This is a genomic window from Pseudomonas sp. BN417, assembly GCF_029871205.1.
Taxonomy (GTDB): domain Bacteria; phylum Pseudomonadota; class Gammaproteobacteria; order Pseudomonadales; family Pseudomonadaceae; genus Metapseudomonas.
The window spans coordinates 1-20,480 of record NZ_SSOJ01000070.1 but is presented as its reverse complement, the minus strand read 5'-3'; the positions used below and the strand labels follow the sequence as shown (position 1 = coordinate 20,480).

Annotated in this window: 21 protein-coding genes and 1 pseudogene; 7 read left to right on the top strand and 15 right to left on the bottom strand. The window is 64.1% G+C overall.

Annotated features, from left to right (window positions below; all coding sequences use genetic code 11):
• Positions 1 to 326: 326 nt before the first annotated feature.
• From lnt to miaB, 5 genes are all read right to left on the bottom strand, one after another.
• On the bottom strand, positions 327 to 1,847 hold the full coding sequence (gene lnt / locus E8F11_RS07960; RefSeq protein ID WP_280288298.1) for an apolipoprotein N-acyltransferase: 1,521 nt from the start codon (positions 1,845 to 1,847) through the stop codon (positions 327 to 329).
• A gap of 110 nt (positions 1,848 to 1,957) precedes the next feature.
• Positions 1,958 to 2,797, bottom strand: a complete 840-nt coding sequence (locus E8F11_RS07955; RefSeq protein WP_280288297.1) for an HlyC/CorC family transporter — start codon at positions 2,795 to 2,797, stop codon at positions 1,958 to 1,960.
• Between the two features lie 21 nt (positions 2,798 to 2,818).
• The gene (gene ybeY, locus E8F11_RS07950; RefSeq protein ID WP_280288296.1) at positions 2,819 to 3,283 is read right to left on the bottom strand and encodes an rRNA maturation RNase YbeY; all 465 of its coding nucleotides are present in this window, start codon (positions 3,281 to 3,283) and stop codon (positions 2,819 to 2,821) included.
• On the bottom strand, positions 3,276 to 4,295 hold the full coding sequence (locus E8F11_RS07945; RefSeq protein WP_280288295.1) for a PhoH family protein: 1,020 nt from the start codon (positions 4,293 to 4,295) through the stop codon (positions 3,276 to 3,278). Before E8F11_RS07945 ends, ybeY begins: the two co-directional genes overlap by 8 nt.
• Positions 4,296 to 4,382: 87 nt before the next feature.
• The gene (gene miaB, locus E8F11_RS07940; RefSeq protein ID WP_280288294.1) at positions 4,383 to 5,723 is read right to left on the bottom strand and encodes a tRNA (N6-isopentenyl adenosine(37)-C2)-methylthiotransferase MiaB; all 1,341 of its coding nucleotides are present in this window, start codon (positions 5,721 to 5,723) and stop codon (positions 4,383 to 4,385) included.
• A 129-nt stretch (positions 5,724 to 5,852) separates the two neighbouring features.
• On the opposite strand from miaB, the gene E8F11_RS07935 reads away from it, so the two are divergent.
• Positions 5,853 to 6,176, top strand: coding sequence for a DUF1820 family protein (locus E8F11_RS07935; RefSeq protein WP_280288293.1), 324 nt, complete (start codon positions 5,853 to 5,855; stop codon positions 6,174 to 6,176).
• A gap of 57 nt (positions 6,177 to 6,233) precedes the next feature.
• Here the strand turns inward: E8F11_RS07935 and E8F11_RS07930 are convergent, their stop codons facing one another.
• From E8F11_RS07930 to E8F11_RS07915, 4 genes are all read right to left on the bottom strand, one after another.
• Complete coding sequence (locus E8F11_RS07930) at positions 6,234 to 6,782, bottom strand: tetratricopeptide repeat protein (protein WP_280288292.1); 549 nt, start codon at positions 6,780 to 6,782, stop codon at positions 6,234 to 6,236.
• A gap of 232 nt (positions 6,783 to 7,014) precedes the next feature.
• On the bottom strand, positions 7,015 to 8,304 hold the full coding sequence (gene hemL, locus E8F11_RS07925) for a glutamate-1-semialdehyde 2,1-aminomutase (protein ID WP_280288291.1): 1,290 nt from the start codon (positions 8,302 to 8,304) through the stop codon (positions 7,015 to 7,017).
• 32 nt (positions 8,305 to 8,336) lie between these two features.
• On the bottom strand, positions 8,337 to 8,966 hold the full coding sequence (gene thiE / locus E8F11_RS07920) for a thiamine phosphate synthase (RefSeq protein WP_280288290.1): 630 nt from the start codon (positions 8,964 to 8,966) through the stop codon (positions 8,337 to 8,339).
• The gene (locus E8F11_RS07915) at positions 8,963 to 9,760 is read right to left on the bottom strand and encodes a hydroxymethylpyrimidine/phosphomethylpyrimidine kinase (protein WP_280288289.1); all 798 of its coding nucleotides are present in this window, start codon (positions 9,758 to 9,760) and stop codon (positions 8,963 to 8,965) included. Before E8F11_RS07915 ends, thiE begins: the two co-directional genes overlap by 4 nt.
• A gap of 254 nt (positions 9,761 to 10,014) precedes the next feature.
• Here E8F11_RS07915 and E8F11_RS07910 point away from each other — a divergent pair, with 254 nt between their 5' ends.
• Positions 10,015 to 12,411 carry a hybrid sensor histidine kinase/response regulator gene (locus E8F11_RS07910; protein ID WP_280288288.1) on the top strand — a complete coding sequence of 799 codons (2,397 nt, stop codon included), beginning with the start codon at positions 10,015 to 10,017 and terminating at the stop codon, positions 12,409 to 12,411.
• A gap of 472 nt (positions 12,412 to 12,883) precedes the next feature.
• Here E8F11_RS07910 and E8F11_RS07905 read toward each other — a convergent pair whose 3' ends face one another.
• The 4 genes from E8F11_RS07905 to E8F11_RS07890 all read right to left on the bottom strand — a co-directional run bounded on the left by E8F11_RS07905 (position 12,884) and on the right by E8F11_RS07890 (position 16,250).
• On the bottom strand, positions 12,884 to 14,140 hold the full coding sequence (locus E8F11_RS07905; protein WP_280288287.1) for an OprD family porin: 1,257 nt from the start codon (positions 14,138 to 14,140) through the stop codon (positions 12,884 to 12,886).
• 83 nt (positions 14,141 to 14,223) lie between these two features.
• Positions 14,224 to 14,637: a DoxX family protein gene (locus E8F11_RS07900; RefSeq protein WP_280288301.1), complete on the bottom strand. Its 414-nt coding sequence runs from the start codon at positions 14,635 to 14,637 to the stop codon at positions 14,224 to 14,226.
• A gap of 98 nt (positions 14,638 to 14,735) precedes the next feature.
• Positions 14,736 to 14,909: a helix-turn-helix domain-containing protein gene (locus E8F11_RS07895; protein ID WP_280288300.1), complete on the bottom strand. Its 174-nt coding sequence runs from the start codon at positions 14,907 to 14,909 to the stop codon at positions 14,736 to 14,738.
• Positions 14,910 to 15,329: 420 nt separating this feature from the next.
• Positions 15,330 to 16,250 (bottom strand): LysR family transcriptional regulator, encoded by a 921-nt coding sequence (locus E8F11_RS07890; protein WP_280288286.1) that lies wholly within the window; start codon positions 16,248 to 16,250, stop codon positions 15,330 to 15,332.
• A gap of 128 nt (positions 16,251 to 16,378) precedes the next feature.
• Between E8F11_RS07890 and E8F11_RS07885 the strand changes: the two genes are divergently transcribed.
• From E8F11_RS07885 to E8F11_RS07875, 3 genes and pseudogenes are all read left to right on the top strand, one after another.
• Entirely contained in the window at positions 16,379 to 16,615 is a 237-nt protein-coding gene (locus E8F11_RS07885) for a hypothetical protein (RefSeq protein WP_280288299.1), read from the top strand.
• A 129-nt stretch (positions 16,616 to 16,744) separates the two neighbouring features.
• Positions 16,745 to 17,653 carry a LysR family transcriptional regulator gene (locus E8F11_RS07880; RefSeq protein WP_280288285.1) on the top strand — a complete coding sequence of 303 codons (909 nt, stop codon included), beginning with the start codon at positions 16,745 to 16,747 and terminating at the stop codon, positions 17,651 to 17,653.
• A gap of 84 nt (positions 17,654 to 17,737) precedes the next feature.
• Positions 17,738 to 17,932: pseudogene (locus E8F11_RS07875) on the top strand (MFS transporter); the annotation flags it as partial.
• Between the two features lie 86 nt (positions 17,933 to 18,018).
• Here E8F11_RS07875 and E8F11_RS07870 read toward each other — a convergent pair.
• Together E8F11_RS07870 and E8F11_RS07865 are read right to left on the bottom strand one after the other, a co-directional pair.
• Entirely contained in the window at positions 18,019 to 18,672 is a 654-nt protein-coding gene (locus E8F11_RS07870; protein WP_280288284.1) for a hydrolase, read from the bottom strand.
• A gap of 284 nt (positions 18,673 to 18,956) precedes the next feature.
• A complete protein-coding gene (locus tag E8F11_RS07865; RefSeq protein WP_280288283.1) occupies positions 18,957 to 19,337 on the bottom strand; it encodes an AraC family transcriptional regulator in 381 nt (126 codons plus the stop codon).
• 194 nt (positions 19,338 to 19,531) lie between these two features.
• Between E8F11_RS07865 and E8F11_RS07860 the strand changes: the two genes are divergently transcribed.
• Positions 19,532 to 20,095, top strand: a complete 564-nt coding sequence (locus E8F11_RS07860; RefSeq protein WP_280288282.1) for an antibiotic biosynthesis monooxygenase — start codon at positions 19,532 to 19,534, stop codon at positions 20,093 to 20,095.
• A gap of 14 nt (positions 20,096 to 20,109) precedes the next feature.
• Positions 20,110 to 20,480, top strand: a 371-nt coding sequence (locus tag E8F11_RS07855) for an amidohydrolase family protein (protein ID WP_280288281.1), incomplete at its 3' end; no start/stop codon positions are given.

Genomic DNA, 20,480 nt, shown 5'->3' with positions numbered 1-20,480 from the left:
GGATGGCCCCTCGCGCCGGGCCCCCGGAGCAATGATGGAGCGAGGGGACCCGACGAAGTCGGGCCGGATGCAGGGGCAAGCGTTTTTGGTTTCTTTTTTGTGGGCGGCATTCCGACGACTGAAAAAAGAGACTCGCCGGGAGGCGAAACAGGGACTCGCAGCCCAGTCGATAAGCAACTCGGCTCAGGACGTTCTGGCAACACTTAATGCAGACATAGCCAATTCATTCGCTAAGCAAGCCGAAGGCTTGCCCGTGGGATTTGATGGGGCCGCTGCGCGGCCCTTGGCGAATGAATTCGCCCCACAGGGGAAGAGCTTGCTACCGGTCAAACCGTCTTGGCGATCCGGCTGGCGAGCAGGGCCCAGGCGAACAGCAGGCCACAGAGGATCACCAGCGGCCAGGCGCGCCACTGCAGGTAGGGCGTCAGGCCTTGCATCGGCAGGACTTCACCGTAGAGCACCCCTTGCTGGAACTGCGGGATGCCTTCGGTGATCTGGCCGAAGGGGTCGATCAGCACTGTGACGCCGTTGTTGGTGGCGCGGACCATCCAGCGGCCGGCCTCCAGGGCGCGCATCTGGGCCATCTGCAGGTGTTGCAGCGGGCCGATGGAGGTGCCGAACCAGGTGTCGTTGCTCACCGTCAGCAGGATCTCGCTATTGGCCGCCAGTTCGGCGGCAAACTCCGGGTAGACCACTTCGTAGCAGATGTACGGCGCGATGCGGTAGCCCTTGGCCAGCAGCGGCGGCTGCTCCGAATCGCCGCGGGCGAAGTCGGACATGGGCAGGTCGAAGAAGGCGATCAGTCCACGCAGCACGTCCTGCAGCGGCACGTATTCGCCGAAGGGCACCAGCTTCTGCTTGAGGTAGGTGCCTTCGCCCTGGCCCACCACGGTGATGCCGTTGTAATAACGCTTCTCGCCACGCTCGTTGGCCTGCCGGATCGGCACACCGGTGATCAGTGCCGACTGGCGCTCACTGGCGAAACGCCCCATCACACCGAGGTAGCCCTCGACGAACTCCTTGAGCACCGGAACGGCGGTTTCCGGCCAGATGATCAGGTCAGCCTTTTGGGCGCTGAAGGTCATGTCGCGGTAGAGCGCCAGTTGGGCGTTGAGCTGCTCCGGGTCCCATTTCAGGTTCTGTTCGATATTGCCCTGCATGGCCGCCACCTTCAGCGGAGCGCCGGCGGCTTGGGTCCAGGCATGGCCCTTGAGTGCCAGACCGACCGCCCAGGGGGCGATCAGCAGGGCGACGCCCGTAGCGAGGAAGGCCGGGCGGCTGCGCAGTCGCGCCAGGTTCACCAGCAAGGCTGCGCTCAGGGCCAGGGAGAAGGACACCAGCCAGACGCCGCCCAGCGGCGCCAGCCCGGCCAGGGGTGCGTCGAGCTGGCTGTAGCCGGCATAGAGCCAGGGGAAACCGGTGAGGAACCAGCCGCGGAACGCTTCCTGGACCAGCCAGAGGGCGGCGAAGGCCAGGGTGTCGGCGAGGGCGGCTTCGCTGCGGCGCAACCAGCGCGCCCAGACCAGCGCGGCGAGGGCGAAGAAGAGCGCCACGCCGGCGCTGAAGCCGATGGTGAGGAAGCTCGCCAGCGGCACCGAGGCTGCGCCGTAGTCGTGGATGCTGACGTAGATCCAGCTGGTGCCGGCGCTGAACAGGCCGAAGCCGTAGTACCAGCCCCGCCAGAACGCGGCCTTGGGCGCCAGGTCGCGCAGCCCCAGGTAGAAGAGGGCCAGGGACAGCAGTTCCAGGGGCCAGAAATCGAAGGGGGCGAAGGCCAGGGGCGTCAGGGCGCCGGCGGCCAGGGCCAGCAGGTTGCCCGGCCAGCCGGGGCGGGTGATCCAGTTCATGCTCGGTCCTTGGGCGGGTGGGGGCTGGAAGAGAGTGCGCGGCGGCAGTGATGCCGGCCCGGGGCGCGATTATCCACGGGCGCCCCTCCGCTGTGGAGGGGCACTGTGTTTCAGCGGGAAAGCGGGGAGAGGCGCAGCAGGTGGATGCGGCGGCTGTCGGCGTTGAGCACGCGGAAGCGGAACTCGCCTATCTCGGTGGTCTCGTTGCGCTTGGGCAGGTGGCCGAAGGCGCCCATGACCAGGCCGCCGACGGTGTCGAACTCGTCTTCGGAGAAGTCGGTCTCGAAGAATTCGTTGAAGGCGTCCACCGGGGTCAGTGCCTTGACGATGAAGTCGCCGCTGGGCAGTGGCTTGATGTAGCTGTCTTCCTCGACGTCGTGCTCGTCCTCGATATCGCCGACTATCTGCTCCAGCACGTCCTCGATGGTCACCAGGCCGGCTACGCCGCCGTACTCGTCGATGACGATGGCCATGTGATTGTGGTTGGCGCGGAATTCGCGCAGCAGCACGTTGAGGCGCTTGGATTCAGGGACGAAGGTGGCGGGACGCAACAGGTCCTTGATATTGAAGCGCTCGCCGTTTTCCTGAAGGATCAGCGGCAGCAGGTCCTTGGCCAGGAGGATACCCATGACGTCGTCGATGCTTTCGCCGACGACCGGGTAGCGCGAGTGGGCGGCGTCGATGATCGCCGGGAGGAACTCCCTCGGCGTCTGGTTGGCCTTGATGCTGATCATCTGCGAGCGCGGGACCATGATGTCGCGAACTTGCAGGTCGGCGACCTGGATGGCGCCTTCGACGATCGACAGCGCTTCGCTGTCGAGCAGTTTGTTCTGGTGGGCTTCGCGCAGCAGCTCGAGGAGCTCCTGGCGGCTTTTCGGCTCATGGGCAAAGGCCTGGGTCAGCTTTTCCAGCCAGGACCTGTGCCCGTTGCTCGATCGATCTTCGCTCATATGTCCTTTGCTCGGTGCTTCTTATTGGTCTTCGTGATCTTGGTAAGGGTCGGGGTGGCCAAGTTCGGCCAGCAATTCCCGTTCCAGTGCTTCCATTTCCTCGGCTTCCTCATCCTCGATGTGGTCGTAGCCGAGCAGGTGCAGGCAACCGTGGATAACCAGGTGCGCCCAGTGCGCCTCCAGGGCCTTGCCTTGTTCGGCGGCTTCCCGCGCCACCACCGGCGCGCAGATCACCAGGTCGCCGAGCAGCGGGATATCCAGCAGCTCGTCTGGCACATCGGCAGGGAAGGAGAGCACGTTGGTAGCGTAGTCCTTGTGCCGCCAGGTGTGGTTCAGTTCGCGGCCTTCGGGCTCGTCCACCAGGCGGATGGTCAGCTCGGAGTCAGCGCTGCGCTGGCGCAGGGCCAGTTCGCACCAGCGACGGAAGTCCGCCTCGCTCGGCAGGCCCTGGGCCGTGCTGGCGAGTTGCAGGTCGAGTTCAAGCATTGTCGTCTATCGCGCCCGGGTCATTGTCGGCCGGTTTGGCCTTGGCCGCCTGCTGGCGGCTGTCGAAGCGGTCGTAGGCTTCCACGATGCGCTGCACCAGCGGGTGGCGCACCACGTCGTGGGATTTGAAGTGGGTGAAGCTGATCCCCGGCACGTCGCGCAGTACGTCGATCACGTGGGTCAGGCCGGACTTGGTGCCGCGCGGCAGGTCGATCTGGGTGATGTCGCCAGTGATCACGGCGGTGGAGCCGAAACCGATACGGGTCAGGAACATCTTCATCTGCTCGAGGGTGGTGTTCTGACTCTCGTCGAGAATGATGAAGCTGTTGTTAAGGGTGCGGCCGCGCATGTAGGCCAGCGGGGCGACTTCGATGACCTGTTTCTCGATCAGCTTGGCCACCTGCTCGAAGCCGAGCATCTCGTAGAGCGCGTCGTAGAGCGGGCGCAGGTAGGGGTCGATCTTCTGCGAGAGGTCGCCGGGAAGGAAGCCGAGCTTCTCGCCGGCTTCGACCGCCGGACGCACCAGCAGGATGCGCCGCACTTGCTCGCGCTCCAGGGCGTCCACCGCGCAGGCCACGGCCAGGTAGGTCTTGCCGGTGCCGGCCGGGCCTATGCCGAAGTTGATGTCGTGGTCGAGGATGGACTTCACGTAGCGCTGCTGGTTGGCGCCGCGCGGGCGGATATTGCCCTTGCGGGTGCGCAGGGTCACAGCTTCGGTCTTGGGACTGGCCGCTTCGTCCATGCCGGTCTCGCGGAGGAAGAGGTGCACCAGGTCGGGCGACAGCTCGCTGGCCTCGGTCTCGCGATAGAGGCGGCGCAGGAGGATTTCCGTAGTGCGGGTGCGTTGCGGGTCGCCGACCAGTTCGAACTGGTTGCCGCGATTGCGAATTTCGATGTCCATGCGCTGTTCGATCAGGCGCAGGTGCTCGTCGAATTGCCCGCACAGGTTGGCGAAGCGGCGAGCTTCAAAGGGTTCCAGGGTGAAGCGGTGTAGATCCAGGGAGGCGTTCAATGTCGTGTGTTCGCCTTGGGGCGGCAAGAAAGGGAGAGTCAAGAATAACCCCGAGGGCCCGGCTGGAAAAGCACGGGCCCGAGGGTATCAGTGCAGGGGGGCGTCGAGCAGGCTGCCGCGCAGGGAGTGGGGCAGGGCGTCATCGATGCGGACATCGACGAACTGGCCGATCAGGCGTGGGTTGGCGCTGCGGAAGTTGACGATGCGGTTGTTCTCGGTGCGGCCCTGGAGCATGCCCGGGTCCTTCTTGGAGAAGTCACTGACGAGGATGCGCTGGATGCTGCCGACCATTCGTCGGCTGATCTCGAAGCCCTGCTGGTGGATGCGTCCCTGGAGGATCTGCAGACGCTGCTTCTTCACTTCTTCCGGGGTGTCGTCCACCAGGTCGGCCGCCGGGGTGCCGGGGCGCGAGCTATAGACGAAGGAGAAGGAGAAGTCGAAGCCGACGTCTTCCACCAGTTTCATGGTCTGCTCGAAGTCCTTGTCGGTCTCGCCGGGGAAACCGACGATGAAGTCCGAGCTGATGCAGATGTCTGGTACAGCGGCCTTCAGCTTGCGGATACGCGACTTGTATTCCAGGGCCGTGTGGTTGCGTTTCATGGCCGCGAGGATGCGGTCGGAGCCCGCCTGCACCGGCAGGTGGACGAATTTCACCAGCTCCGGAACCTCGGCATGAGCCTGGATCAGCGCGTCGGAGAACTCCAGCGGGTGCGAGGTGGTGTAGCGTATGCGGTCGATGCCATCGACAGCCGCGACGACGCGGATCAGTTCGGCGAAGTCGGCGATGCGGCCGTCATGGGTGAGGCCGCGGTAGCCGTTGACGTTCTGTCCCAGCAGGGTCACTTCGCGCACGCCGTTCTCGGCGAGGTGGATGACCTCGGCCAGCACGTCGTCGAACGGGCGGCTGACTTCCTCCCCGCGGGTATAGGGCACCACGCAGAAGGTGCAGTACTTGCTGCAGCCTTCCATCACCGAGACGAAGGCGCTGGGGCCGTCGACGCGCGGTTCAGGCAAGCGGTCGAACTTCTCGATCTCGGGGAAGCTGATGTCCACCTGGGGTTTGCGGGTGGCGCGGGCGGCGTCGATCATCTCCGGCAGACGGTGCAGGGTCTGCGGGCCGAACACCACATCGACATAGGGTGCGCGGTCGCGGATGGCGGCGCCTTCCTGGCTGGCGACGCAGCCGCCGACGCCGATCACCAGCTGCGGGTTCTGCTGCTTCAGCTCACGCCAACGGCCAAGTTGCGAAAACACCTTTTCCTGCGCCTTCTCGCGGATCGAGCAGGTATTGAGCAGAATCACGTCGGCTTCTTCCGGACGCTCGGTGACCTCCAGCGCCTGGTGCTCGCCGAGCAGGTCGACCATGCGCGAGCTGTCGTACTCGTTCATCTGGCAGCCGTGGGTTTCGATATAGAGCTTCTTGGCCATGCACTTTAATCGGTGTGGTTCGATGAACCGCGCATTATAGTCGGCGAGTCCTGGCCTTCCTAGCACTGGCTGCCTAGTGGCTGTGCTATGATTTGCGCCCCTTTGTTTCTCCGTGTTGCCCCATATCCAATGAGCAAGTCCGATCCGATCTACAAGGTGATTTTCCTCAACCAGGGCCAGGTGTACGAGATGTACGCCAAGCAGATCTATCAGAGCGATCTGTGGGGCTTCCTGGAAGTGGAGGAATTCGTCTTCGGCGAGCGCACCCAGGTGGTGGTGGACCCGAGCGAGGAGAAGCTCAAGGCTCAGTTCGAGGGTGTGGTGCGCAGCTTCCTGCCGATGCACTCGATCATCCGCATCGACGAAGTCGAACGCCTGGGCACGCCGAAGATCAGCGAAGCCAGGGGCGGCAGCAATGTGATGCCTTTCCCGGTGCCGATGCCGGAAAAATAGGCAGCAGCCAGCAAGAGAAAGTTTTTTTGATTGCCCGATGCTACTTCAGGCCGCCTGCTAAGGCAGGGGTGAGAAGGGCGAGCCGCCGTCGGCGGCCTGCAGCTCCATCAGGTAATTGCGGAAGATCTGTCCCAGCACCTGGGTAGCGATTTCCAGCTCGTCGCTGCGCATCTGCGCGGCGACCAGGTCGGCGCTATCCATCGCCTCGTCCGAGCCGTTCACCGCGGCCATCTTCAGCACTATGTAGGCCTGCACGTTATTGGCCGGCACCCCTTCGCCGCGGAAGAACATGTTGCCCAGGCGCAACTGGGCCAGGGCGTGGCCTTTCAGCGAAGCCTGTTCGAACCATTGCAGGGCCTGGGCCAGGTCGCGCGGGGCGCGCTTGCCGTCGTAATAGAACTCGCCGAGTTCGTACTGCGCTTGCGCATCGCCACCCTTGGCGGCCTGCTGGCAGGCGGAAACGGCTTCGGAGAGGTTTTCCGGCAGGCTGTTCAGGTTGCAGCGGCCGGTGGCCGGGATCAGCAGCGAGTTGCCGCCGGCATTGGCCAGCAGCGGCAGGAGAAGCAACAGGCAGCCCAGGGTCAGGGTGCGGCCGGTGCGTTTCATGAGAGTCACAGCGCCTCGGAAGCAGTACAGGCATCGTGCCCGGCCGGCGAGAAACGCGCCGACCGTCACATTATGAAATAAGCCGAGGTGATCTTACAAAGCCTTTACTCGGTTTGCCCCGGGCTTTGCGTTGCGGATACGCAGCAGCGACAAGGCATTTGCACCGATTTGGAGCGCCTTGGTCCGCCCTGCCCGGCACGAAGACGTCGGCCGGGCAGGGCGACGGGGCGCATCAGGCCTGTTTCAGCTTGGCGAAGGCGCGTTCGGCCGCGTCCAGGGTGAGCGCGAGCTCCGTGTCGCCATGGGCGATGGAGGTGAAACCGGCTTCATAGGCGCTTGGCGCCAGGTACACGCCGCCTTCCAGCATCAGATGGAAGAAGCGCTTGAAGCGCTCGGCGTCGCTGGCCATCACGTCCTGGAAGGTGACTATTTCGTCGGCGCCGCTGAAGTAGAGGCCGAACATGCCACCTGCCTGGGTGGTGACGAACGGGATGCCGGCGGCATCGGCGCGCTGCTGCAGGCCGTCGAGCATGCGGGTGGTGTAGTCGGTCAGTTCGGCGTGGAAGCCCGGGCGGCTGATCAGCTTCAGGGTGGTCAGGCCGGCAGCCATGGCCAGCGGGTTACCGGACAAGGTGCCGGCCTGGTAGACCGGGCCCAGCGGGGCGATGTGCGACATGATTTCGCGCTTGCCGCCGAAGCAGCCGACCGGCATGCCACCGCCGATGATCTTGCCGAAGGTGGAAAGGTCCGGGTTGATGCCGTAGTAGGCCTGGGCCCCACCGAGGGCGACGCGGAAACCGGTCATCACTTCGTCGAAGATCAGTACCACGCCGTGCTTGTCGCAGAGGCTGCGCAGGCCTTCGAGGAAGCCGGGCGCCGGCGGCACGCAGTTCATGTTGCCGGCCACCGGCTCGACGATGATGCAGGCCACGTCTTTGCCGGCCTCGGCCAGGGTCTGCTCCACCGCCTCGATATCGTTGAACGGCAGGGTCAGGGTGTGCTGGGCGAAGGCCGCCGGCACGCCCGGGGAGCTGGGCACGCCCAGGGTCAGGGCGCCGGAGCCGGCTTTCACCAGCAGGGAGTCGGAGTGGCCGTGGTAGCAGCCCTCGAACTTGATGATGCTGTCGCGGCCGGTGAAGCCACGGGCCAGGCGGATGGCGCTCATGGTGGCCTCGGTGCCGGAGCTGACCATCCGTACCATCTCCATCGACGGCACCAGCGAGCAGACCAGGTCCGCCATTTCCACTTCCAGGGCGGTAGGCGCGCCATAGGACAGGCCGTGTTCGAGCTGCTTGCGCACCGCGTCCAGCACGTCCGGGTGGCTGTGGCCGAGGATCATCGGGCCCCAGGAACCCACGTAGTCGACATAGCGCTTGTCATCCTCGTCCGTCACGTAGGCGCCGGCCGCATGCTTGAAGAACAGCGGCGTGCCGCCGACGCTCTTGAAGGCGCGAACCGGCGAGTTGACGCCGCCGGGGATGTGTTTCTGGGCATTGGCGAACAGGGTTTCGGAACGGGACATGGCAGGTCTCTCTATACAAGCGGAATTCGGGGTCAAGCGGCGTCGAACAGGGCGCTGAAGGCGCGGGCGCGGCGTTCCACCTCGGCGACCGAGTCGGCGCCGAACAGTGCATGGATCACCGCCACCATGCTGGCGCCGCGGGCGATCAGCTCGGGGGCGTTGTCCAGGGTCACGCCGCCGATGGCGACGATCGGCAGGTGGAAGCGCTGCTGCGCCTGTTCCAGCAGGTCCAGGGTGGCGGCGGGGGCGCCCGGCTTGGTCTGGGAATTGTAGAAGCGGCCGAAGGCGATGTAGCTGGCGCCTTCGTTGACGGCGTTGGCGGCCAGCTCCAGGCTGGCATGGCAGGTGCCGCCGATGATTGCCTGGCGGCCGAGCAGGGCGCGGGCCGCGGCGAGGGAACCATCACCCTGGCCCAAATGAAGGCCGACGCCCAGGCGCGCGGCCAGTTCGGCGTCATCGTTGATGATCAGGCTGGCACCGTAGCGGGTGCAGAGCTCGCCCAGGGCCTCGGCTTCGCGCAGGCGGCGGGCTTCGTCGCTGGACTTGTCTCGGTACTGCAGCAGCCGGGCGCCGCCCTTCAGGGCTGCTTCGACATAGGGCAGCAGCTTGCCGCCGGCCAGCAACTGGCTGTCTGTAATGGCGTAGAGGCCGCGCAGTTTCATTGGCAGAAGTCCAGTGGCAGGCGCCGTGGCACGTACTGGCCGTGGCCGGGTTGCTCGGCATCGCGCAGGGTGCGCCAGGTGTAATCGAGGGCCGAGCGCACCGCGCTGGACAGTTCCTCGCCCAGGGCGAGGCGGCCGGACAGTGCGCTGGCCAGGGTGCAACCCGAACCATGGTAGCTGCCGGGCAGGCGCTGGCAGGTGAAGGTGTGGCACTTGCCGTCGTGGGTGTAGAGACGGTTGTGCACTTCGGTTTCGTCGCCATGGCCGCCGGTGATCAGCAGGTTCCGGCAGAAGGGCAGGAGCTTTGCCGCGCATTCGTCCGGGGTGCCGTCCGGCAATTCGGCGAGGATGCGCGCTTCCGGCAGGTTCGGTGTGGCGATGGTGGCCACCGGCAGCAGGCGTTCGCGGATCGCGTAGCCCACCTCGTCCTTGCCCAGTGCACCACCGCCGCCGGCGCGCAGCACCGGGTCGCAGACCAACGGTACGCCGGGCAGGGACTGCATGATCTCGAGCACGGTCTCGACCATCTCCACCGAGCCGAGCATGCCCAGCTTGACGGCGGCCACCGGCAGGTCGGCGATCACGGCGCGGGCCTGGGCCAGCACCCATTCGCGGTCGAGGACGCGGAAGTCGGAAACGTTGACGGTATCCTGCACGGTCAGGGCGGTCACGGCCGGGGCAGCGTGGCAGCCTTGCGCTATCAGGGCTTCGATATCCGCCTGGAGGCCGGCGCCACCACTGGGGTCGTGGCCGGAAAGGCAGAGGACTACGGGGCGAGAGTTGGTCGTTTTCATGGTCGGCGAGCTTATCACTAAACACCCCGCCGAGCCGCACCGGCGGCGCTTTGCCTCAGGTGGGGCGGGGAAGACCCTGTCTTTCTGGCTGTGAGCCCCGTGATAGAGCGGCCCCTGCATGCTGGCAATGTGCAGCTTCCAGCGGCCTTGCGCTGTGTTAGAGTGATCGCATTTCGAACAACCTGGCCCAGGGTGGCGCGCCGGATAAGGAGGTGAGGCTCCGGGGTGCGGTCCTGTGGTCATTGTGGGGCTGCATGCGGATCCTCCTCTTTGCTTTTCTTTGCCTGCTCGCGAGCCTGGCTGGTGCCGTGGAGTTCGACGAGCAGGCACGCAATGTCCCACTAGGACAGCACATGGATGTGTTCGAGGATGTCCGGGGCGATGCCGGCATCGAGGACATCACGTCCCCAGCATTGGACGGCAGCTTCCGGCGCAACGAGAAGCCGGTGCTCAACGCCGGGTATTCGCGCTCGGTATTCTGGCTGCGCATCGACCTGGAGTACCGCCCCCGCACCCAGGGCGGCCAGCAGATCTGGCTGCTGGAGCTGGCCTACCCGCCGCTGGACCACCTCGATCTCTATCTGCCGGATAGCCAGGGCGGTTACCAGCTCGCCCAGCGCACCGGTGATGCGCTGCCCTTCGCCAGCCGGCAGATCAAGCAGAACAATTATTTGTTCAGCCTCGGCCTTCAGCCCAACCAGCCGCAGCGGGTCTATCTGCGCCTGCAGAGCGAAGGCTCGATCCAGGCGCCGCTGACGCTCTGGTCGCCGCGGGCCTTCGTCGAGGAGCAGCCGGAGCGCATCTATGTGCTCGGCATCATCTATGGCGTGCTGCTGGTGATGCTGATCTACAACTTGTTCATCTTCCTCAGCGTCCGCGACACCAGTTACCTCTACTACATCCTCTATATCGCCTCGTTCGGGCTCTACCAGATTTCGGTCAATGGCGCCGGCATCCAGTACTTCTGGCCGGACAACCCCTGGTGGGCCAATGCCGCCACCCCCTTCCTGATCGGCTCGGCGGCGCTGTTCGGTTGCCAGTTCGCCCGCAGCTTCCTTCACACCGCCGAACACAGCCCCTGGATGGATAGGTCGTTGCTCGGCCTGATGGCCTTGGGCGCCCTGGCGATGATCCTGGCGCTGACCGCCAGCTATGGCCTGGCGTTGCGCCTGGCCACGTCCCTGGCGTTGATCTTCACCGTGGTGATCTTCGCCGCCGGCGTGCTCGCCTGGCTGCGCGGCATGCGCGTGGCGCGCTACTTCATCATCGCCTGGAGCGCCTTCCTCCTCGGCGGCGCCATCAATACCCTGATGGTGCTGGGCTATCTGCCCAATGGCTTCTTCACCATGTATGCGAGCCAGATTGGCTCGGCACTGGAAGTGGGCCTGCTGTCCCTGGCCCTGGCCGACCGCATCAATGCCATGAAGGAAGAGCGCGCGCGCATCCTCCAGGACGCCGGCCGCAAGCTGGAAGCGCTCAACCAGGAACTGGCCAACAGCAACCGCCTCAAGGACGAGTTCCTCGCCACCGTCACCCACGAGCTGCGTACCCCGATGAATGGCGTGATCGGCTCCCTCGAACTGATGCAGACCCTGCCTCTGGACGACGAGATGGAGCAGTACCAGCGCACTGCTGCCGGCTCGGCGCGGGACATGATGCGCCTGGTCAACGACATCCTCGCGATGACCGAACTGCAGGCCGGCAAGCTCTATCCGCGGCGCGAGCCGTTCAGCCTGCGCGGCCTGATGGACAGCCTGCGGGTCCAGTACGCCGCGCGGGCCGCAGAGAAGGGCCTGGCCTTCGACCTGGACCTCGACCACAAGCTCCCGGACACCCTCGAAGGCGACACCGGCAAGTTGGCCCAGGCCCTGGGCTACCTGTTGGACAATGCCATCAAGTTCACCAACCATGGCGGCGTTGGGCTCAAGGTCAGCGGCCAGGAGCCGGTCGGCGGCAGGCTGGCGCTGCGCATCGAGGTGACGGACACCGGGATCGGCTTCGCCACGCCGGCCGATGGCCTGCTCTATCGCCGGTTCTCCCAGCTCGACGGCTCCATGACCCGCGAATATGGCGGTCTCGGCATCGGCCTTGCCCTCAGTCAGCAATTGTTGGAGCTGCTCGGTGGCAAGCTCTCGCACCAGTCCCAGCCGGGGCGCGGCAGCACCTTCAGCCTCGACCTGACCCTGGTGTTGCCGGCGCAGATACCTGTGGCGCCGGTGCGTCGCTCCGGCGGCCAGGCCCTGCGTCGGCCGGAAGAGTGCACGGTGCTGGTGGTGGAGGACAACGCCATCAACCAGCTGGTGACCCGCGGCATGCTGCTCAAACTCGGCTATCGCGTGTGCACTGCCGACAACGGCGCCGAAGCCCTCGAGCAGATCCGCCGCGAGCCCATCGACGCTGTGCTGCTGGACTGCCAGATGCCGGTGATGGACGGCTTCGCCACCTGCCGTGCCCTGCGTGCGATGCCCGGCTGCGTCGATCTGCCGGTATTGGCCATTACCGCCCACAGCCACAGCGACGATCGCGAACGCTGCCTGGCGGTCGGCATGAGCGACTACATGGCCAAGCCGGTGAAGTTCGAGGAGCTGCGTTCCCAGCTCCACGACTGGCTGCTGTGCAAGCCGCTGGAAAACCTCAAGTCGCTGGGCTGAGCTCACTGGCAGGCCTTCGGCCTGCTTGGCGAATGAATTCGCCCCTACACCAGGATCCTTGCCCCATTCGCGGCATTTATGCCTTCGTGGTTGTTAACAATATATTTTGACAATCGAAGGGCTGATTTTCGGGGGCTCCAGGCGTGCCCGGCTTACACGTGCGCAGAATATATTCTGACAATGTCGGCTCAACGCCGCTGAAACAGCGCGTTTCCAGACAATGTATTCTGACAACTTCACGCAATCTGTCCTGGACGGTGCTGCTACCGGCCGCGAGCTGCTGAACAGTTTCAGCAGCGCATCATCACTGACTCGTCCAGGCCGGCCCAACGGGTCTAGTGCTTCTCGACGATCAGCGGATCGAAGATGTCGTGGTAATCCAGGAACACCTCGCCGAACTTGCCCTTGAGTTTCTTCTAGCTGAAGCCGCTGCGGCTGAGTCATTCAGCTACATACTTCATTTCGCGAACCGCTATAGCCAGCCTTTGAGCGGGTATTCCAGGATCAGGTACAGACGGTCAATGTCGTCGCCGGCCTGGGCCAAGTTGCCTCGGTGGCTGACGTGGGACAGCTTGATCGAGAGGTCCTTGGCCACGCCGGACATGACTTGATAGCGCAGGTCGATGTCCCTCTCCCAGTGTTTGCCATCGCGGCCTTGCTGGGGCACGAAACGGCCGGTGACCGGATCAAAGGGGTTGTAGGCGCCGCCGGCCGGGGCGCTGGTGCCGTCGATGTCGCGGCCACTGACATAGCGGGTCATGAAGGTCAGGCCAGGGATGCCCAGCATGGCCATGTCAAGATCGTAACGGACCTGCCAGGAGCGTTCGTGGGGGCCGTTGAAGTCGGCATACTTGACAGAGTTGGCCAGGTAAATGGAGTCGCCACCGACGAAATCGAAAGGCGTGTCTCCGTCGATGCGTTGGTAGGCGAGAGTGACGGTGTGGGCGCCGGCAAGGTATTTGACCGATAGGCTGTAGGCCAGGGAGTTGATGGCGCCAGCCTTTGCGGCGCCCTGGTCGCGCGTCCGATACACGTTGGCGTCGAGCAGCAGGGGGGACTGCTGCAGGCGCAGATTGAGGTAGCCCTGGCGCCAAGTGTCGTCCAGTTGCGCCCCGTAGAGTGCTCCGCTGAAGCGGCCTGGCGGCGCGAAGTCGACACCGGCCAGGCTGATGCTGCTGCCACTCGTGGTCGCGCCGTAGCCGCTGAAGTCGCCATGCCCTGAGCTGGAATCCTGGTTCTTGAAGGAGGTGAAGCGCCCGGCCTGGAGGCGCAGGTCCTCCACCTCGGCGCTGTCTAGCAGAAAGCCCGTGGCGTACTCGGGCTGCAAGCGCTTGTCCCCTGTGTCGAACACCGGCGTTTCGACCGTCATTTCGCCATATCTCAACTGGCTTCTGCCCATCCGAAGCTTCAAGCTGGCGCCGGCGCTGGAGAAGTCATTGGCGCTGCGGCCATCGTCGCCAAGGGGCAGCAGCCCAGTGCCGGCGTGACCGCGGCCGCCATCGAGCTTGATACCGAGAAAGCCGTGGACATCGGTTCCCAGCCCGATGGCGCCAGGCGTATAGCCGGAGCGAAACTCCCCGATGAATCCCTGCGCCCACTCCTGCCGATAGTTTTGACCGCTGGACGAATCGCTGCGGAAGTCGTTATGCAGGAAATAGTTGCGACCGAGCAGCGACCAACTCGGATCAGCCAGTGCATCGGCAGCGGGCTCCGCTTGGACATCGGCCATTCCCATCAAGGGCACCAGCAGTGCGAGGTGTTTCAGCGGGGTAGAGTGGCTCCGGAACACGAGTCGGGCCATGGGCTGAGCACTCAGGTGAGCCATGCATGCGCTGGTCTCCGCCCTGGCAACCTTCCGTAGAGGGACAAGCTACCCGGACCGGCGATGAGCACGGTGACGAATATGATCAACAGCAACCAGGCGAACTGCCCTTCGGCCAGGCTCCATTCCGGATGCACCATGATCAGCGAAACCAGCAGCACTGCCAGGATCGGGAGGCACGCCAGTCGCGTCAGCACGCCGAGGATGATCGGCAGCGGGCACAGCACTTCGGCAAAGATCGCCAGTCCCAGCGTTGTCCAGGCGCCGAGGTGGAACGGGTCTTCGATCACGGTCAGCTCCCGGCTGAAGTTCAGCAGTTTGGGCAGACCATGAACCCAGAGCAGAAGCAGGCAGCCGGACACGCGCAGGAACAGCAGGGCCCAGTCGGTCGAGGAGCGGGACATCGCGAGATCTTCCAAGGTTGATGGGCAGGCACCACGATGAGTCATGCCGCTGTCCGTTTCTTGTACCTGTGTGCTCGATTGAACGAACGGTGTCACTGTCAGTCCTGATCGCCCGACCCGTGAAAGCACCTCCACTTGGACGGGGAGGTGCGGGCAATTCCTTGGAAGACTCTGGAGAAATGGGACTGGTCCGCAAAGCCGCAGTCCAGGCCGATCTGCGACACGTTGAGCCGTGTGTGCAACATCAATTGCCTGGCTTTTTCAATGCGCATTTTCAGCAGCCATTCAGGAGGTGTCATTCCAGTGCTTTGCTTGAAAGCGCGAGTGAACTAGCTGCGGGAGAGAGAGCATTCCTGCGCCAGTTCGGCAACCGAGAGGCTATCGGCCAAGTGGTTGGCAATAAGCTCTTCGGCGCGTTTCACCTGCACCGCGGAATTTCCCTGACCGGCTCCTGCCAGGTGCCTACATTTCCGTGTTGCGAACTGATGTGCGTGCACAACGCGAGCACCACTTGGTCGACGAAAAGCTGGTTCACCTTACCGGGCATCCTCAGGGCGGGAAGCAATGTCTGGGTGAGGTGAAGAATGACGGGATCAAGGATGCCAGGCGGGCAGTACAAGGCGGTGCCTGTGATTCTGTCCGGCAACGGCTGCATTGCCGAGGACGCTTCAGTCCGCGGCTGGCGGGCCTTATCAGGGGCTTGAATGGTCCCAGTAGGGCGGATTGCCGAAGCGTTCGGTGAAGAAATCGATGAATGCGCGGACTTTCTTCGAATTGCGCCGGTTGGGCAGGTACAGGGCGTGCACGCCTCCATCTTCGCTGTCGAGCCCGGCCTTCCATTGCGGAAGAACCACCTGCAGCCTGCCGGCCACGATGTCCTCCCCCAGGAGCCAACTGGGCATCAGGACCAGGCCCATGCCGTTGAGTGCAGCTTCGCGCAGCACTTGCGAGTTGTTGGCCCGCAGTGGGCCACTCACATGCACGCTTTCTTCGCTGTGTCCGCTGAACTGCCACAGCCGGCTGCCGCGCGCGTAGGCAAATGTCAGGCAGGCATGGTGCGCGAGGTCCGCCGGGGAACTGGGAGAGCCATGGCGGCGTAGGTATTCCGGGCTGGCGCAGAGCAAGCGGCGATGGGGGGCCATCCGCCGGGCTACGACATGGGGGGAGTCCACGCCGCCCAGGCGAATGGCGAGGTCGAGCCGCTGTTCCACCAGGTCAGCGACATCGTCAGACAGCACCAGGTCCAGGGTGATGCCGGGGTAGTGCTCATTGAAGGCAAGTAGGCCGGGTGCGATATGCAACTGCGCGAAGGCAACCGGCAGGCTGACGCGGAGTTGACCGCGAGGCGGACCTTCCGCCTCGCTGACCTCCAGGTTGGCGCTTTCCAGGTCTGCCAGCAGACGCACCGCGTGCTCGTAATAGCTTTCCCCCGCGGCCGTGAGCGTGACCCGTCGAGTCGAGCGATTGAGCAGCCGCGTGCCCAGGTGTTGCTCCAGGGCATCCACCTGCCGGGTGACGGACGAGGTCGCCACGCCCATCTGCCGGCCGGCCGACGCGAAGCCGCCTGCCTCTACGGTGGCGACGAATGCTTTGAGCGCAGCAAAACTGTCCATGATTCGCCTTTGCGTCCTTCGCAACAAAGTTAACCAATCCGGCTGGATTATCACCCGGCAGAGTCAAGCATAGATTGCCTCCAAACTGGAGGACAAAACCATGCCTGACCTGAGCATTCCACGGCGATCTGTACGTCGCGCGCTGGTCATCGGCGGCTCCCCTGGCTGGCGGCTACGACGCGAAGAGCGCGGAAGAGGCGCTCGCTAGTGGTCGGGCGGACCTGATCGCCTTCGGCCGGCCGTTCATCGCCAACCCGGACCTGCCCCGCCGTCTGCGTGAGGGCCTGCTCCTCAACACGCCAGACTCAGCGAGGTTTTTCGGTGGAGACCATCGTGGCTACACCGATTACCTGGCGCATGGCTGAGTAAGCGGCGAAGCCAGCCTCCCACTCTAGGAGGACCCGAAGAGCACCTGCGTTGGTCGAGCACACCTGTACAGGAAAGGCGGCCGCAAATGTGTTCGATTGATGTGTCAGCCTTGGGAGCGATGGACCATGAACCGAAATGACCTGCGTCGCCTGGACATGAACCTGTTGGTGATCTTCGAGTCGCTGATGATCGAGCGGAACCTGACCCGCGTCGGCGAGAAACTCTTCATCACCCAGTCCACCGTCAGCGCCGCGCTGGGCCGCCTGCGCGATCTGTTCGACGATCCGTTGCTGGTGCGCAGCGGACGGAGCATGGAACCTACGTCGCGGGCGCTGCACATACTGGAAGAACTGTGTCCGGCGATGGATGTGATTTCCTGTGCGGTGAGTCGGGCCAGGACCTTCGACCCGGCCAGCAGCAACAACATCTTCCGCCTCGGTCTGTCCGATGATACCGAGTTCGGTCTATTCCCGGCGTTGCTAGCGAAGTTGCAGGAGGAGGCGCCGAACATTGTCGTCGTGGTGCGCCGCGCCAACTACCTGCTGATGCCGTCATTGTTGTCCTCAGGCGAGATCACCGTCGGGGTGAGCTACACCACCGATCTGCCGGCCAACGCCAAACGCCGCAAACTGCGTGATATCGGCGTAAAGGTACTTCGCGCCGACAACCGTCCTGGACCGCTCACGCTAGAGGAGTACTGCGCGCGGCCTCATGTGATGGTGTCGTTCTCCGGCGATCTGAGCGGCGCTATCGACCTTGATCTGGAGCGTATCGGCCGCTGCCGCCGCGTGGTGCTCGCCGTGCCCCAGTTCGGCAGTTTGCGTGCGCTGCTGCGCAATACCGAAATGATCGCCACGGTGCCCGATTACGCTGCCTGCAACTTGGTGGAGGACAGTTGCTTGCGTGCCGAGGATGCACCCTTGGAGATCAGACCGGCAGAATTGTCGATGGTTTGGAGTGCTGCTCATGACAACGATCCGGCCGAGCGTTGGCTGCGTGAACGCATGATTCAGTTCATGCGTGCACCGGCATAGCCCAGACGTAGAAGAGATGCCGACGGGAGGGTCGGAAGATGGTCGGACCATCTTCCATGGAGGCTCGCAGACAGGCCGGTTCCTTTACACCAACTGGTGCCCGGGCACTTGGCGCAGAACACCACCTGGAGCCGTGCCACGGAGGCCTTTGCCAGCTTCCAGGCCATCGCGGGTTACGCCTATTCGGCAATGTTCAGCGCTAGCCTAGGGCACTACGGTCTGCTGTTCGCAGTTGCTGGCGGCGCGATTGGATTGGCGCTGCTGGTGGAACTGGCGTTGCTATGGGAGGCATCGCCGGAACGGTGTACGGCCACTGGGGCCGGCCAGCCGAATAAGGGAGCGGCGAGGCCGCTCCCCGCTCGGGCTCAGTGGCCTTCGCTGGCGTTGAACATGGTCTTGGCGTAGATCAGGCCGAGACCATAGGCGCCGCCGTGCTCGATGGAGGTCTTCACAGTCTGGTCGTAGGTTTCGCCACGGGCCCAGTCGCGTTGCAGTTCAAGCAGGTATTGCAGCGAGGTCATGGGGCGCGCGCCGAGCTGGATCATGCGCTGCATGGCCATCTCGTGGGCTTCGGTGGAAACATCACCGCAGGCGTCGGCGATCACGTAGACCTCGAAGCCCTGGTCCAGAGCGGAAAGCGCCGGGCCGACGATGCATACGGAGGTCCACAGGCCGGCCAGCACGATCTTCTGCTTGCCGTAACGGTTCACTTCGACGGCGATGCGCGGGTCTTCCCAGGTGTTCATGCTGGTGCGATCGATGATGTGGTGATCCGGGAAAACCGACTTGATCTCATCGAAGATCGGGCCCGAGAAGCTCTTCTCGGCGACGGTAGTCAGGATGGTGGAAACACCGAACTCTTTGGCTGCCTTGGATACCAGCGCAGCGTTGTTGCGCAGCGTCACTGCGTCGATCGACTTGGTCGCGAAGGACATCTGCGACTGATGGTCGATCATGATCAGGGTGTGGTCGGTGGGATTCAACAGGGTCTTGCCGGGAACTGCCGAAGCGGTGGCCATGGGCGTATCTCCTTGGATGATATGCGCATTTCTTGCGCGAGGGATCGCCGGCTACAGGGCCGACGGTACGCCAAAACTATGGATTCCTATGGCCAGGCATTTCTTGGACAGATGTGCTCGACACACCTCGCAGGCAAGGGCGCAAACGTTCTATTCACCCTCGATTGGGGTGAATAGATTGGCGCTTAACAGGAGTGGGTGGCCTATTCCGGCCAGGGACAGCAAGCGAGTGGTTGCAGGAAAGACGGTTCGATGAGGATGGCGGCGATAGCGCTGTTACGTGCTCAGCTCGCCAGGCGCCGCCAGCCCTGTGGCGTGATGCCTTCCAGGCGGCTGAAGATTCGGCAGAAGTGAGCCTGGTCGCAGAACCCGCATTCCAATCCGATTTCTGCCAGCGGCAGACGCGCCTCAGCCAGAAGGCGCTTGGCCTTTTCGACCCGTTGCACGCGCAGCCAGGCTTGCGGCGAATGCCCGGTGCTGACCTTGAATTTGCGGCTGAAGTCGCTTCGCGACAGACGGCACGCAGCGGCCAAGGTGGTCACATCAATGCCGCTGTCCAGATGCTCCAGCAACAGCGTCAGGGCACGCTCAAGTTGCCATGGCGCAAGACACCGCTGGATGGGTGCCGCAGCGGATATCGCGGTCATGATCTTGGATTGCAGCATGCTCATTCTCTCCCAGTTCCGACTGCCTGGAGCAGATCTTTGGGGGAGGCGACGCGGGTGGCCAGTTAATGCGGGTTAATCCTGGTTAACGCGTGTTTACATGGGGGCGTGCCGCTGCAGCACATGCGTCCAATCCTGGGGCGACTGAGGGGGCCATAGTTGGCGGCATCGACGAACAAGCCTATGGGGCGCCTATGAGCACTGAAGCCATCGACCTGAACAGCGTGGTGACTCTGGTGATCCAGCACAAGGTTCGCGGCGGTTCACTGCCGAAGTACGAAGCTTGGCTGCGTAAGGCAGTCAAGGCGGCACGGCTCCAACCTGGTCACCTGGGTGTGAATGTGATCCGTCCGGACGGCGGGGGAGGGACGTTCACTACCGTGGTGCGATTTGCCCGGGCCGCGCAGTTGCAAGCGTGGATTGACTCGGCTGAACGTGCTGTGTTGATCGAGGAAGTGCAGCCGTTGCTGGAGGAGGGTGACCACCCGCTGGTCCACGACGACGCGGAGTTCTGGTTCACGCCGGTCGACACACTTCAACCACCGCGCTGGAAGCAGGCCTGCGTGACCTTCCTGGTGATCCTGCCGCTCGCCCTGATCGTCCCGCTGCTCTGGCAGCCGCTGTTCAAGCTGCAGCCCTGGCTCGCCGGTTACGTGGCGAGCAATGTGCTGATCACGGCCAGCATCGTGCTGCTGGTTGTCTATCTTTTCATGCCGCCGGTGACCCGCTTCTTCTCCGGCTGGCTCAGTCAACGCTGATCCACGGAGGGGCGATGAGCGAAGACCCATCCAGCAACAGTCGCCGCCAGTTCCTCGCCGCCAGCAGCGTGCTCGGCGCCGCCGGCGCGCTCTGGTCCGCACTGCCTTTCGCCGGTAGCACCGGCTCCGTCCATGCCAGCACCCAAGGGGGTTCCATGACCGCTGACCTGATCCTGTTCAACGGCCGCTTCCACACGGTCGACCGCGCCAAGCCCATCGCCAGCGCCGTGGCCATCAAGGACGGCCGCTTCCTCGCCGTCGGCAGCGACGCCGAAGCCATGGCCCTGCGCGGCGACGCCACCCGGGTGATCGACCTCGAGCAGCGCACCGTCATCCCCGGCCTCAACGACTCGCACCTGCACCTGATCCGTGGCGGCCTCAACTA

Coding starts and splice junctions, on each gene's coding strand:
- lnt (WP_280288298.1), bottom strand. CDS start 1,847: ATGAACTGGATCACCCGCCCCGGCTGGCCGGGCAACCTGCTGGCCCTG.
- E8F11_RS07955 (WP_280288297.1), bottom strand. CDS start 2,797: ATGAGCGAAGATCGATCGAGCAACGGGCACAGGTCCTGGCTGGAAAAG.
- ybeY (WP_280288296.1), bottom strand. CDS start 3,283: ATGCTTGAACTCGACCTGCAACTCGCCAGCACGGCCCAGGGCCTGCCG.
- miaB (WP_280288294.1), bottom strand. CDS start 5,723: ATGGCCAAGAAGCTCTATATCGAAACCCACGGCTGCCAGATGAACGAG.
- E8F11_RS07935 (WP_280288293.1), top strand. CDS start 5,853: ATGAGCAAGTCCGATCCGATCTACAAGGTGATTTTCCTCAACCAGGGC.
- E8F11_RS07930 (WP_280288292.1), bottom strand. CDS start 6,782: ATGAAACGCACCGGCCGCACCCTGACCCTGGGCTGCCTGTTGCTTCTC.
- hemL (WP_280288291.1), bottom strand. CDS start 8,304: ATGTCCCGTTCCGAAACCCTGTTCGCCAATGCCCAGAAACACATCCCC.
- thiE (WP_280288290.1), bottom strand. CDS start 8,966: ATGAAACTGCGCGGCCTCTACGCCATTACAGACAGCCAGTTGCTGGCC.
- E8F11_RS07915 (WP_280288289.1), bottom strand. CDS start 9,760: ATGAAAACGACCAACTCTCGCCCCGTAGTCCTCTGCCTTTCCGGCCAC.
- E8F11_RS07910 (WP_280288288.1), top strand. CDS start 10,015: ATGCGGATCCTCCTCTTTGCTTTTCTTTGCCTGCTCGCGAGCCTGGCT.
- E8F11_RS07905 (WP_280288287.1), bottom strand. CDS start 14,140: ATGGCCGATGTCCAAGCGGAGCCCGCTGCCGATGCACTGGCTGATCCG.
- E8F11_RS07900 (WP_280288301.1), bottom strand. CDS start 14,637: ATGTCCCGCTCCTCGACCGACTGGGCCCTGCTGTTCCTGCGCGTGTCC.
- E8F11_RS07895 (WP_280288300.1), bottom strand. CDS start 14,909: ATGCGCATTGAAAAAGCCAGGCAATTGATGTTGCACACACGGCTCAAC.
- E8F11_RS07890 (WP_280288286.1), bottom strand. CDS start 16,250: ATGGACAGTTTTGCTGCGCTCAAAGCATTCGTCGCCACCGTAGAGGCA.
- E8F11_RS07880 (WP_280288285.1), top strand. CDS start 16,745: ATGAACCGAAATGACCTGCGTCGCCTGGACATGAACCTGTTGGTGATC.
- E8F11_RS07870 (WP_280288284.1), bottom strand. CDS start 18,672: ATGGCCACCGCTTCGGCAGTTCCCGGCAAGACCCTGTTGAATCCCACC.
- E8F11_RS07865 (WP_280288283.1), bottom strand. CDS start 19,337: ATGCTGCAATCCAAGATCATGACCGCGATATCCGCTGCGGCACCCATC.
- E8F11_RS07860 (WP_280288282.1), top strand. CDS start 19,532: ATGAGCACTGAAGCCATCGACCTGAACAGCGTGGTGACTCTGGTGATC.